Origin of the sequence: Polyangium sp. 15x6 (genome assembly GCF_029960785.1) — a bacterium.
GTDB lineage: Bacteria > Myxococcota_A > Polyangia > Polyangiales > Polyangiaceae > Polyangium.
Window position 1 is genome coordinate 40,508 of sequence record NZ_JASBQE010000046.1, and the last position, 12,888, is coordinate 53,395.

The 12,888-nt window shown below is 66.5% G+C and carries 10 protein-coding genes; 6 read left to right on the forward strand and 4 right to left on the reverse strand.

Going from position 1 to position 12,888, the window contains the following annotated elements; translation table 11 throughout:
• Positions 1–18: 18 nt before the first annotated feature.
• Positions 19–2,112 (reverse strand): glycogen debranching N-terminal domain-containing protein, encoded by a 2,094-nt coding sequence (locus QHF83_RS29345; RefSeq protein ID WP_282421285.1) that lies wholly within the window; start codon positions 2,110–2,112, stop codon positions 19–21.
• Between the two features lie 766 nt (positions 2,113–2,878).
• On the opposite strand from QHF83_RS29345, the gene QHF83_RS29350 reads away from it, so the two are divergent.
• The 4 genes from QHF83_RS29350 (at position 2,879) to QHF83_RS29365 (ending at position 6,712) form a co-directional block, all read left to right on the forward strand.
• Positions 2,879–3,943, forward strand: a complete 1,065-nt coding sequence (locus QHF83_RS29350; protein WP_282421286.1) for a hypothetical protein — start codon at positions 2,879–2,881, stop codon at positions 3,941–3,943.
• Between the two features lie 8 nt (positions 3,944–3,951).
• A complete protein-coding gene (locus QHF83_RS29355) occupies positions 3,952–4,656 on the forward strand; it encodes a cellulose binding domain-containing protein (RefSeq protein ID WP_282421287.1) in 705 nt (234 codons plus the stop codon).
• Between the two features lie 10 nt (positions 4,657–4,666).
• Positions 4,667–6,118, forward strand: a complete 1,452-nt coding sequence (locus tag QHF83_RS29360) for a protein kinase (protein WP_282421288.1) — start codon at positions 4,667–4,669, stop codon at positions 6,116–6,118.
• A 249-nt stretch (positions 6,119–6,367) separates the two neighbouring features.
• Positions 6,368–6,712, forward strand: a complete 345-nt coding sequence (locus tag QHF83_RS29365; protein WP_282421289.1) for a hypothetical protein — start codon at positions 6,368–6,370, stop codon at positions 6,710–6,712.
• A gap of 749 nt (positions 6,713–7,461) precedes the next feature.
• Here the strand turns inward: QHF83_RS29365 and QHF83_RS29370 are convergent.
• Entirely contained in the window at positions 7,462–8,001 is a 540-nt protein-coding gene (locus tag QHF83_RS29370; protein WP_282421290.1) for a hypothetical protein, read from the reverse strand.
• A gap of 47 nt (positions 8,002–8,048) precedes the next feature.
• Positions 8,049–9,245, reverse strand: a complete 1,197-nt coding sequence (locus QHF83_RS29375) for a cytochrome P450 (protein ID WP_282421291.1) — start codon at positions 9,243–9,245, stop codon at positions 8,049–8,051.
• A gap of 159 nt (positions 9,246–9,404) precedes the next feature.
• Here QHF83_RS29375 and QHF83_RS29380 point away from each other — a divergent pair, with 159 nt between their 5' ends.
• Together QHF83_RS29380 and QHF83_RS29385 are read left to right on the forward strand one after the other, a co-directional pair.
• Positions 9,405–10,010, forward strand: a complete 606-nt coding sequence (locus QHF83_RS29380; RefSeq protein WP_282421292.1) for a TetR/AcrR family transcriptional regulator — start codon at positions 9,405–9,407, stop codon at positions 10,008–10,010.
• Positions 10,011–10,298: 288 nt separating this feature from the next.
• Positions 10,299–11,564, forward strand: a complete 1,266-nt coding sequence (locus QHF83_RS29385; protein ID WP_282421293.1) for a hypothetical protein — start codon at positions 10,299–10,301, stop codon at positions 11,562–11,564.
• Positions 11,565–11,591: 27 nt separating this feature from the next.
• Here QHF83_RS29385 and QHF83_RS29390 read toward each other — a convergent pair whose 3' ends face one another.
• Positions 11,592–12,659 (reverse strand): right-handed parallel beta-helix repeat-containing protein, encoded by a 1,068-nt coding sequence (locus tag QHF83_RS29390; RefSeq protein ID WP_282421294.1) that lies wholly within the window; start codon positions 12,657–12,659, stop codon positions 11,592–11,594.
• Positions 12,660–12,888 lie beyond the last annotated feature (229 nt).

Here is a 12,888-nt window from a genome sequence, read left to right on the forward strand (position 1 = left end):
CCGGCGTGTAGGAATCCATCAAGCTGCCTTCCGGAGCGCCTCCCTCTCGGCCAGCCAATCACGAAGCACGTCGATGCGCGTCCGAGCGTCCGGACGCTCCGCGTGTACATCGGCAGGCTCCCATCGCCCCGGGACACGGCGAAGCGAGAGCGAAGCGATGCTGTCCGGCAGGAAGGGCGCCGATGTCAGCTCGTCGCCCTTCGGCTCGAGGCCCAAAAGCACGCGGATGGCGAGCAGGGGCGCTCCGGAGGCCCAGGCCTGCGGGCTCGACGCCGTGGGATACTCGACGGGGAAGCCGGTCCTTTGACGCTCGTACCCGGCGAAGACCTCGGGCAGGCGCCATCGGAAAAACCTCGCAGCGTCGAAGAGAGCCGCACAGATGCGGCCGGCTTCCTCGCGATAACCATGACGCGCCAGGCCCGCGGCGATGATGGCGTTGTCGTGGGGCCAGACCGTACCGTTGTGGTATTCGATGGGGTTGTACCCTGTTTCGCCGTCGGCCATGGTCCGGACACCCCAGCCGGAAAAGAGCGCCGGGCCCATGAGGTGGCGGACGATCGGCTCGACCTTGTCGTCCTCGACGATCCCGCTCCACAAGAGATGTCCGATGTTCGAGGTGAGACTGTCGACCTTCCGCTTTCGCCCATCGAGCGCGAGCGCGAAGAAGCTTCGCTCCGGAATCCAGAAATCTCGATTGAATCGCGCCTTGAGGTCGGCCGCCTCGCTCTCCAATCGCTCGGCGAGGGCTGCGTCGCGGAAGATCGATCGTGCGAGCCGCGCACACCGGATCTTGGCGTCGTACGCGTACCCCTGGAGCTCGCAGGTCGCGCGCGGCCCCTCTGCGAGCGTGCCGTCCGCGAACAGGATCGAGTTCCAGGAATCCTTCCAGCACTGGTTCTCGAGGCCGGTATCGGCCCTTCGCTCGTATTCGATGTACCCGTCTCCGTCGCGGTCGCCATACCGGTCGATCCAGTCGAGCGCGGCGCGCGCGACCTTCTCCAGCCGGCGTACGAGCGCCGCGTCGCCGGTCCATCGCTCGTATTCGTCGAGCAGGATCAGGAAGAGCGGCGTCGCGTCGGCGGTGCCGTAATAGGGCGACTGCGGTCGCTCGCCGAAGACGGTGAGCTCCCCGAAGCGCAATTCGTGCAGGATCTTCCCCGGCTCCTCGTCGCGGAAATCGTCGCATTCGCGGCCCTGCCGCCCGCCGAGCACGACGAGCGAGGTCGCGGCGAGCTCGGGGATGAACGGTAGCGCTTGATAACTGGTGATCAGGCTGTCGCGGCCGAAGAGCGCCATGAACCAGGGCAACCCTGCGGCGGGAAGCGCGTATTGCGGGAAGATGTCGGGGTAGGGGTAGAAGCGAAGCGCCGCGAGGTCGACGATGCTCCGCATGTATACCTGCTGGATGATGGGGGGATCGCTGCTCACGAGCGGCACGCTGCCCAGCCATCGCGACATGTCTTCGCGCCGGTCTGGCCTGAGCCATTGCTGCGGCTTCGAAGGATCGACCTCCGTGACGTGGCCGGAGACCGGGCGTACGGACATGGTCGTCGTCCACGTGGATTTCGGTGGCATCGCGAGCTCGAAGACGAAGCCTTCGTCGCTCACCTCGGCGGGCTGGCTCGAGCCGATGAGGGTTTGCCGTACGAAGCCCTCCCGCCGGTAGCCGAGCAGGAGCTCGTTTCCCCGTACCTCGCGGTACAGCTCCCCCTTCTTGGCGAGCGCGTCCTTGACCTCGAACAGGTCGGCGAAATCGGCCGCGGCGTCGATGTGGAGCTTCATCTCGATCGGCTTCATGGAATGGTTGATGACCTCGATGTCCTCCCGGAAGCCTTCGCCTGCATGACGGCGCCGGATGATCGAGACATAGGGATTCTCATAGATGCTCCCTGTGCGAGGGAACAGGAAAAACTGGGCAAAGTAATACTCCACGCTGTCCGCCGTGAGCACGTCGGGGTGCTTTCCATCCACGCGTAGGATCCAGCGCGAGAGGTGGCGCGTGTCCTTGTAGAATAGCCCGTGCGGCTGATCCGGCGTGGCTTCGATGTCTCCCGTTCGACTGGACGTGACGAACGTCGATCCATCGAGGATGCTGATCATGATCTCGGCCATGACGAACTCCCTTGGCGTTCCGGTTTTTCGCAGACGTACTTGATGCGCGTCGGCGAGCGCCGCAAGGCGCCATGATCCGGCGAAGGCGCTCTGACGGAGACGGGAGCAAACGCGGAAAGGAGAGCGAGGCGGGTTGTCCGACCAGACCTCGTCACGGCGGACTCGGGCGCGACCACGAGCGTGCTCGACGTGCGCAGGAGATTCGTAGGGTTACTCATTGCAACGGAGCGCCTGGGGCTCTCCTGCATGGATCATCGCCGAGGGATGACCCAAGAAGGGTATTTCACGCTCGAGCGGCGACCGGGCAGGCGACATCTTGCTGGTAGACTCCACGACCTTCACCACGCTGCTCGGGGGTGACGAGAGCCTGGTGCATTTCTGGAGGCACCTCGCAACCAGGTGAAGCATCGTCGCAGGACGCGGCGGAGACCGGTCGCGCAGGCGAGCCGCATCTCGCGCACGACCTCCGGTACGCGCGCGCCGCGCCGCTCGGGGCCGAGGTCCACGCCGCCCCGCTCCCGCCTTCGCCACTGACGCCCCGCGCAACGTTCGCCGTTCGGTTAATCAAAATGTTTTACCATCAATGCCGTCGCGACGGTCGAACCTTTCATGTACCGTACGTTCCGACGATGGGGTGTTGCGGGGAGACAGACGCGAAGCTGCGCGGGATCGCGGCCTCCGGGGAGCGGAACCATGCTCCGGCGAGGGCCTCGCGCCGCGGGGCCCGCCGTCACGACCCGCCACCGCTTCCAAGGGGGAGAGGTCAATGACCTGCAGCCGCAATCGCGTGTTCCCGTGCATCGTGGCCGCCCTGCTCGTGAGCGCTGGGGCGCCCGCGATCGCCGGGGAACGAGCGCAGGGCACGCCCTCCGCGCAGGACCTCTACGTGTCGGCGCAGAGGCTCTTCGATCGCGGCAACTTCGCCGAGGCGCTCGTCGGCTTTCGCCACGCTCATAACGCGTCGGGCAGCCCGAACGCGCGCATCATGATCGGCAATTGCCTCGTCGCCCTCGGGAGGACGGCCGAGGCCTACGAGGAGATGGCCGCGACGCTGCGCGAGGCCGGCAAGCGCGCGGAGACCGAGCCGAAATATGCACCGACACGCGACGCCGCCGCGAAGCATCTCGCGCTCCTCGAGTCGAAGGTGGGAAAGCTCGTCGTCGAGGTCGCGGATCCCGCGGGCGTCGAGGTGACGGTCAATGGATCACGCGTGCCGCCGGAAAAGCTTGGCGTCCCTTTCGCGGTGGACCCCGGGACGGTCGTCGTCGCGGCGACGCGCGCGGACGGGCACGCCGTGCGCCGGGAGCAGACCGTCGAGGCGGGCGCGAGTGAACGCGTTTCGCTGATGTTCCCGGAAACCGGGCCCAAGAAGGTCGAGGCGACGGCGCCCGTGCGCGTGGAGGGCGCGAAGCCGCCGGGCAGCGACGAGCTTCGGACGGGCGGCGCGGTGCGGACGGCGGGGTTCGTCGTCGCGGGCATCGGCGTCGCGGGGATGGCGGTCTTCGGCGTCACGGGGCTCATGGCCCGGAGCCGGTTCGCGACGCTCGAAGAAGAGTGCCACGCGGCGCGCTGTACCGATCTGAAATACGCCGACGTCGTCGACAGCGGCATGGCGTTGACGACGGCCGCCAATACCGGCCTCGCCATCGGCGCGGCGGGGATCGTCGGTGGGGGGCTCATGATCTTGCTCGGCGGGCCGCCCTTCGGTCGCCCTTCTGCGCGCTCGGTTCCTTTGGGCACGAACTTCGTGTCGCCCGAAAGCCCCGTCGTGGGCGCGGGTTTTACGGTGTCGCCGGGGGGCGCGGGCGTTCACTGCACGGTCGTTTTTTAGGAGGGGGCATGGATTCGATCCGTAGGCGTGGTCCCGCGTCGTCTCCCTCGCTCTTCGTCGTCGCCGTCGCCGCGGCCTTCGGCAGCGTCAGCGCGTGCAGCTTCGATTGGGAGGGGTACGATCCGCGGCTTGCGTCGAACAGCGAGGCCGGGGCGACGGGGCCCGGATCCGGCGGAGGTGGCGGAGCGGGGGGCGCGGGCATTGGAGGAATGGGCACCGGCGGAATGGGCGGTGGTGGAGGGGGCGCAGGCGGCGCACCCCCGACCGGCCTCCGCTTGCAGTACAAGAACGCCAATCCGAAGGTCGATGACATACAAATCCAGCCGCATTTCAAGATCGTGAACGAGACCCAGGAGAACGTGCCGCTGAGCGACCTCGAGATCCGCTACTGGTTCACGGGCGACGGCGGGATGAACTTCGTCTACGATTGCGATTTCGCCCAGTTCAACTGTATTCATACGTCGGGCACGTTCGTCCCGGCGTCCGGCATGAAAGCCGACATGTATGCCGAGATATCGTTCGCCGTCGGCGCCGGCGTGCTCGTCGCCGGCGCCGACAGCGGGGAGATCCAGGCGCGCTTGCACACGCAGAACTTCACGACCGTGAACCAGGCGGGGGATTACTCGTTCGATCCGACGAAGGTCTCCTTCACCGACTGGACGAACGTCACACTCTATTCCAAGGGCGTCCTTGTCTGGGGAAACGAGCCTTGAGGAGCAGGCAATGGAGCTGCGGGGAGGGCGATACGAGATCCTGCATTTGATCGCATCGGGCGGAATGGCGACCGTGCACCTCGGGCGCGCGCTCGGCATGGGCGGCTTCGAGCGGCTCGTGGCGATCAAGACGATGCACGCGCACCTCGCCGACGAGCCCGAGTTCGTCGCGATGTTCCTCGACGAGGCGCGCCTCGCCGCGCAGATCCGCCACCCGAACGTGGTCGGCACGATCGACGTCCAGCAGGACGAGCGGGGCGTCTTCATCGTGATGGAGTACATCGAGGGGGCTTCCCTGCAGCAGCTCTTGCGCGCCCTCCACAAGCAGGGGGCCACGCTGCCGCTCGACATCGCGCTCCGCGTGTTTCTGGACATGCTCGCCGGGCTGCACGCCGCGCACGAGCTCTCGGACGTGCAGGGCAAACCCCTCCACCTCGTGCACCGCGACGTCTCGCCGCAGAATGTCCTCATCGGCGTGGACGGCGTCGCGAGAATCACGGATTTCGGCGTGGCGCGGGCCGAGGCGCGGATGTCGACGACACACGGCTCGCAGCTCAAGGGCAAGATCGCGTATATGTCGCCCGAGCAGGCGGGGCGATTGCCGGTCGATCGGCGGACGGACGTCTACGCAGCCGCCGTCTTGCTCTGGGAGCTCATGTCGCTGAGGCGGCTCATCCGCGGCGACAGCGAGGCCGAGATGCTCGCGAAGGTCGTGGCGAGCGAGACGCCGTCCCCGCGCTCCGTGAACCCCGACGTGCCGGAGGCGCTCGACGCCGTGTGCATGCGCGGGCTCGAGAAGAATCCGGACGCGCGTCATGCCACGGCGGCCGATTTCGCCGAAGCCCTGGACGACGCCGTCCGGAGCATGGGAATGAAAATCGCGACGCCGCGCGCTGTCGCGTCGTTTGTCCGGGCCCAGGGGATCCACACGCCGCTCGTGGAATTGCGCTCGAAGAGCAGCGAGGAGGGCCAGGCCGCGCTCGTTCCGACGCGAATCGACAATCCTGGCTCCGGGCGCGCTCGGGCCTCGAGCACCTCCGACGTGAAATCGACGGCGAGCGCGTCGGCCGTCATCGTGCCCCCGGAGGAGAGCCGAGGCAGGCGCGTGCGGCCGGCGCCGCTCGCAATGGCGGTCGTCGCGGCGCTCGCGCTCGCCGCCGGCGCATTCTGGGGGCTTCGTCCTCCGCGGACGAACGAGGCCGCGCCGGCGGTGTCGTCGACACCGGCGCCGTCCATCGATCCTCCGGCGGTCGTGCCTTCGCCGAGCGCGGCGGCCGCGTCGGCACACGCGACGAGCGCCCCCGAGGCGCCCGCTCCTCGGGCGACGGAGTCCGCGCGGGCGGCGCCCGTCTCGTCGAAGGCGGGGAAGAATGCGGCGACGACGAAGCGTGATCCGAGCACGCCCGCGACGGCGACCGCGCGGGCTTCGGGCGGCCCGATGTATCGACCGCCGGAGCTTTAGGGTTTTACAATCCCGCTTGCGCGTGGCTCCTCGCGGAGCGACAGCCGGGGAATTCCTTCCGTCGGCGTGCGCGGGGCACCGACGCGAATCCCGAGTTCCGTCGTCCCGGATGGCAATGCAAGGCGGCGGTGCCTCGGGCGGAACCGATTCGTTCCGGGCGGGGTTTCACCACGTCGCGGGCGGTCCCATGAACACGCCCGGGGGCCGACGGTTCGTGGGAACCATGCCTCCATCACAAGGAGAGAGGTCATGTCCATCCATTCCATGTCTCGAATGCTGAAGACCGGTTTTGGGCTCGCTCTGGTTGCGTCGTTCGCGCTGATGAGCGGCAGCGCGCTTTCGCATCCCAGCCGTGATGGGGCAGCCGTGGAAGAAGGGACCATCGGGGAAGCTGCATCCGCCATCGATACCGGGATCTTCCGCTGCACCCTGGGGAGCGGAAGCGTGATGGGGTCGCTTTTGGTCAGGCCGGACGAGACGTGCAGGCGATTCACGACGACGCTGGCCGGTGCCTCCAATCGGTACTGTCCGCAGGGGGCCTGCGTATCGTGTTATAGCCTCGCTCGGGATATCGGCTGTATTCTGGAAAACTGAGGCCAGGTCATACGAGTTCGCTGGCGGCGTCGAGGAGGGGGGGACGCGAGGCGTCCCCCCTTCGGGACGAAAAAGCTGGAACGTATCGCGGTTGTCGAGTCGATCGACGTTCAGCGCACGATCGACGATGGAGGCGACGATGAGAATCACGCATCGCGCGAGGCGCGCCGTCGGGGCCGGGCTCGCGCTCATGGGCATGTTCACACTCGTGGGCGGGTGTACTGCGATGGATCCTGCAGGCGGGGCAGGGGAGCCCGACGAGGGAGCGATTGTCGAGGCGGAAGAGAGGATTACAACCGGGGTCTATCAATGCAGCATGGCGGGGGCACGGAGATCGTCCTTGGTCGCGAATGAGGACGGGACGTGTACCCGGTACAGTACGCACATCGTGGGGGCGTCGGAGTTGTACTGTATCGGAAACTCCTGCCAGCCGTGCTGGCACGTCGGGCGAAAGCTCGGCTGCCACTCGGTGCGTACGGCCCGACTGCGGAATTATGTGACGAGTACACCCCGTACCTATCGTTGCACGCTGGCAGGGGGGACCATCGTCGGGGCGCTCGTGGTTCGGCCTGACGCGACATGCTCGCGAATCCCGTCGTGGGTAGAGGACGCCAAGATGGATTTCTGCCTCGATGGGGTCTGTCCCTCGTGCTTCAGCCTGGGTCGTGACATCGACTGTCTGATGAGCAATTGACGGCGAGGGGGATGGGAAACACCCAGGCACCTCTCCCTGATCGCGCGCAAGGCCGTTACGACCAGAATCTCCACCAGGGACGCCGGGCCTTCGTGCTCGTCGGCTGAATGCAGACGAACTCGCAGCCGAACTCGCGCGCGTGGATGTCCATCTGGTTCGCGAGTTCGACCACGACTTCCAGGCCGCGCACGAGAGGGCGGGTGATGACCTTGATCTGGAGCTGCCCGGCGTTTTCCTCCGAGACCTTGGCCTCCCAGTCCTCGTCACCTCCAAGCTCGGCGGCGAGCGACGTGGCCGACGCTCGATCGCTCGAGACGAAGAAAGCTTCGAATCGCCCCCGCGAGCCTTCCTGCACCCCATCGGCTGCCATCTTCGACCAGAGCGCCTCGGCGGCGCGGAGATGCGCCGCCCGCTTTTCGTCGGCCTTCTCTTGGTCCTCGATCTCTTGGAGGAGCAACCTTTTGGCATCCTCGCCGGAGATCGGCTCGCCGAGCGTGATGCCATGTGGCAGATCGGCGCTGTCCCGCTTTCCAGCTACGACCTCGGCCGCGATCTTCAGTACTTCTTCCTTCTGCGCGGTCGACGGGTTCCCCATCCGGAGGTGCCTCCAGCGGCGGCCTCATAGCACGACATCCGCTCCCGTCACCAGGTGACCGGGAACTCGTACATGCCGTACACGGTGGCGTCGTCCTTGAAGCTCAGCTCCTCCTCGGGCACGGCGGGGCGCAGCTCCGGGATCCGCCGGAACAGCGTATCGAGGACGATTTGCAGCTCGAGCCGGGCCAGGTTTTGACCGAGGCACTGGTGCGGGCCAAAGCCGAAGGCGAGGTGATTGCGGGCGCCACGTGCGACCTCGAGCTCGTCTCCGTTCGTGAAGACCTCCGGATCACGATTGCCCATGTTGGCCAGCACGACGACGCCTTCCCCGGCCCGGATGAGCACACCACCGAGCTCCACGTCCTCGGTGGCGACCCGACCGATGCCGGCTTCTGCAATGGTGAAGTAACGCAAGAGCTCCTCGACGGCTGGCAGGGTCTTTTCGGGGTCTTGCCGAAGGACCGCCAGCTTTTCGGGATGCTTCAGCAGCATCAGTGTGCTCAGCGAAATCATGTTCGCGGTCGTCTCGTGACCCGCGATCAAGAGGATGAAGGCCAGGTTGAGCATGGCCTCGTGATCGTAAGCCCCTTCTTCGCGCAGCTTGACGATCTGGCGGCCGAGCAAATCGTCGGTCGGATTTTGCTCCTTGTCGATCACCAGCTTGTTCAGATAACCCACGAGCTCGAAGAACGCGCCCGCCTTCTCTTCCATGGACACCGTACGTCCCACCAGTTTCGCGGAGCGCGTCTGGAAAAACTCGTGATCCGCGTAAGGCACGCCGAGCAGCTCGCAAATCACGAGCGATGGCACCGGCAGGGACAACGCCTGCACCAGGTCGACCGGGCGCGGTCCGGCCAGCATGGCGTCGATGGACTGGTCCACGATTTGCTGAATGCGCGGCGCGAGCGCGGCCATCCGCTTGACGGAGAACTCACCCACCACGGCCCTTCGTGCGGACGCGTGCTCTTGCCCGTCCATATCGATCAGGAACGGCTTGGCGCTCAGGGGCGGCGGCGTTTTTTCGGTCAGGTGGGGGAAGCCGGGATTGCGCCGGCTGGCGCTGAACCGTGGATCGGACAGGATCGTCCGAATGTCCTCATGCCTGGTGACAGCCCAAGCCGTCGCGCCCGAGGGCAGCTCGACCTTGGCGATGGGCGCCTCTTTTCGGAGCTGTCGATGCTGCGCAGGCGGCGCGAAAGGGCAGGTCCGGGTGATGGCGAGCGGAATGGCATCGGCGATCATGGTTCCTCCTCGGTTCGGGCTCAACACTAACCGATCGGTAAGTATATGGCAAGCCGATCGGTCAGGATGTGGCTTACCAAACGGTAAGTTCGACTGGCTGATCGGAAAGCATGCCGAACGGCGAGGGGCGGGGTACTGTCTCGGGTCCCAAGGAGGGCCATGACTGCCGGCACCGCTGTCAACGACACGAGATCACGACTGCTCGCCACCGCGCTGAAGCTGTTCGGCGAACACGGGATGGAGGGCACGTCGATGCAGATGATCGCCGACGATCTCGGCGTCACGAAGGCCGCCCTCTACTACCACTTCAAGTCCAAGGACGAGATCGCCGAGGCCGTGGTCGCGCCCGCTTTGCAGGAGATGGATCAGATCCTCGATGAAGCGCGCACGAAACGGAGCCGGGGCGCGCAGATCGATCACGCGCTCGCAGGGTTCGTCGACCTCATCGTCCGTGAGCGCACGCTGGTCGGCCTGTTCAACAGCGACCCCGGGCTTCAGCGTCTCATCAACCGGACGTTGCAGGCGCGGGACGAGGACCTCAAGACCAAATTGAGAACGGTCTTCGCTGGTGCCGATGCGAGCCTCGCCGACGCGATCACCGTGCACGTCATGTCCGCGGGGCTCGCGATGGCCGGCGGCGCTCGCGAGTTCGCAGCGGTCGACGACGACTCCTTGCGCCAGCACCTGCTCGACGCGGGCAGGCGCCTGCTCGGCCGTCCTCGCCCCAAGCACCCAGGCAAAAGCCGGCTGGGTCTCCGCATCTGACCTCATTGCGGGCTGCGCCGCGGTTGCATGGGCGAGGCCCCCTCGGGTAGATTCCGGTCCTTCCTCATGAGAATGCGATCGCTGCCCAGGGTGCTGGTCACGCTCCCACTCGTCATTTCGTGCGGAGCGACGTCGGAGCCCGCACCGAGACGCGTCGCGGTAGCGCGTCCGGCCGAGACCACACCGCAGCCTCGAACGTCGCCTTCGGCCCCCGCAACGCCTGCGGTGCCGCCTTCGCCTCCGCCGGACGTACCGCCACCCTCGCCAAAGCTCGCTCCTCCGGGGCATGTGACGCGCGTCGTCGGCGGCGACGACAGTGATCGCGCCTGCGCCATCTTCGAGAACGGCATGCTCCAGTGCTGGGGCGGGTCCAACGCCTCTGGCGAGCTCGGCCGTGGCCATACCCGTCACGAAACGACGCCGGCCTGGGTCCAGGGCATTCGCGACGTGAAAAAGCTCGTGCTCGGCCGTTCCGCCACCTGCGCCATCGTCGGGTCGGGAGACCTTTCTTGCTGGGGCACCGACCGTCTCCAGCAGGACTGGCATGGATACGTGACGATGCCCGCCCGGGTCCCGGGGCTCTCGAACGTCGTCGATGTCGCGGTGAGCGTCTGGCACGTGTGCGCCGTGGACGCCGCGGGAAGCGTATTTTGCTGGGGCAATAACCAGAGCGGGCAGCTCGGCCTGGGCGCGAGCGCGATCGGCACCGAAACGAAGCGGCCCACGCAGGTCCCTGGGATTCAGGATGCCGTGGGGGTGGCCGTATCGGACGACACCACCCTGGTCTGGACCCGCGGCGGCGACGTCCTCCGGTGGGGAAACGCGCGAGACCTGACGAAGCCTTCGGCCGCGCCGGACCCGCGCAAGGTCGAAGGGCTCTCCGGCGTCAAGCGTGTCCGCATGTCGCACCATCAGGCCTGCGCGTTGCTCGCGACGAGCGAGGTGCGGTGCTTCGGCAGCGATACACTCGTGTCTCTCGCGGCAGGCAAGGAGCACGACTACGGCCCGGAGCTCGCTCGGCGCGCGGCCAAGCTGAAGCTACCGCCCCGCAATCTGAGCTTCCCCGATGGACGAGGGATCTCTGGGGTCGTCGACGTCGCGTCGTTCAACCATGACGCCACGGCCTGGACCGAAAAGGGGGAGGTTTTCTCCTGGGGGAATGCGGAGCGCGGCACCGTGGGCCGGCCCCTCGGGACGAGAGGGTATTTACCGCCGACCCGGATCCAGGGGCTCTCGGACATCGTCGAGGTGGCTGGCAGCTTCAAGCACCGCTGCGCTCTCGAGAAACAAGGCAACGTCTACTGTTTCGGTGACGGCAAATCGGGGGGATTCGGGAGCGACGTGCAAAGGAGCTCGCCCTCGGGCGTGCTCGTCCCCGGATTGCCGAAGATCGTCCACATCGCGTCCAGCAGCTATTGCACGTTCGCGCTCGGCGAAGATCACTCCCTGTGGGGCTGGGGGAGTCTCTGGGGCAACGCATGCGGCATCGACGGTGGCGGAGAGAGAGTGACGAAGGCCCCGATGCGGGTGCCGCTCGAGCCGCCGAGCCCATGAGCCCTGCGCGGGCGCGAGCCGGGCGCCTCAGTTGTCTGGACAAGCGCTGTTCGGGATGTTGAAGCCGCACCTCGTTCCCAGGCTCTGGTTGTTCACCACGTCCGACGAGAAGACATTCGAGTGCACCCGCGTCTCGGTCGCCGACCCCGTGATGTACACGCCGTTGTAGCCATTGCTTTCGAAGCGGTTGTTCTCGACCATGGTCGCGTAGGAGCCGAGCATCATGGCGCCGACGAGGCTCCCCTCGAAGCGGTTGCCCGAGAAGAGGTGATCGTTGTTCCACGCGCCCGGGCCGTCCGAGGGGCCGAAGACCTTGACGCTGTAGAACGTGGCGAGGCCCAGCGTGCTGTCGCGGACGCGCCAGTGATTGGCACCCCTGTGGAGCATCATGTTGAAGGCGTTCCCGTAGAACGTCGACTTGTCGACGAGCACCGAATACGCGTCCTTGCCGAAGAGGCCCACCGCGAAGCCCGAGACGCGGACGTTCTCGAGCCGAACGATATTGCCCCCCGACACGTTGATGCCCGAGTTCCAGGTGCCGCCGCTCCCGCGGACGATCCACAGGTCGCGGATGACATTTTCGGAGACACCACTCGGGAGCACCGGCTCGACGCTGAGCGCAGGCGCATGGTCGGGCAGATTCCAGAAGGCGAGCACGCCCTGGCCGGCGGGACCGACGCCCGCCAGCGTGAAGCGGGCCGGGATCTGGATGGGCTCGTAAACGTCGCACTCCTCGTCGACGATGAGGGTCGCATTCGCGTGCTCGCTGTTCTTCACCTCCTTGAGGAAGCAGGGGAGGTTTTCACAGCCAATCTCGCTCAGGAAGTAAAATCGATCCTTGAAGAGGCCCGAAAGCCCCCCGGGGGGGATGCCCGGGCAGCTCGTGATGTCGTCGACGAACGTGGACATCGCGTCCGCATCGAAGCCCGCCAGCATCTGCGCGTTCGTTGGAGGGGCGGTCTGCGCGTGTGCGATGCCCTCGACGAGGTCATCGGACCATCGATAGGCAGCCGATGCCACGACGGAAGCGCATGCGACGAGCACGGCGGCGCGCACGGCGATGGGACGAGTGAAGATGCGGAACGTGGTGCTCATGATTGCCAATGCCTCGCGGTAAGGGTCGAAATCGTCTCGATCGGTCTTCGGTCGGTCCTCGGTCGGACAGCAATGACCATGCCGCGCGCATTTCCCCGCACGTCACGAGGAGAGAACGCCCATCTCCGACCCAAACTGTTACGTCCGCGCTACGGTCGCCAACGGAGGTGTCATGGCGTCGTGTCAGTGTCACGCGCGCGTTACACCGACGAGCGCGCGCACGGCGTGA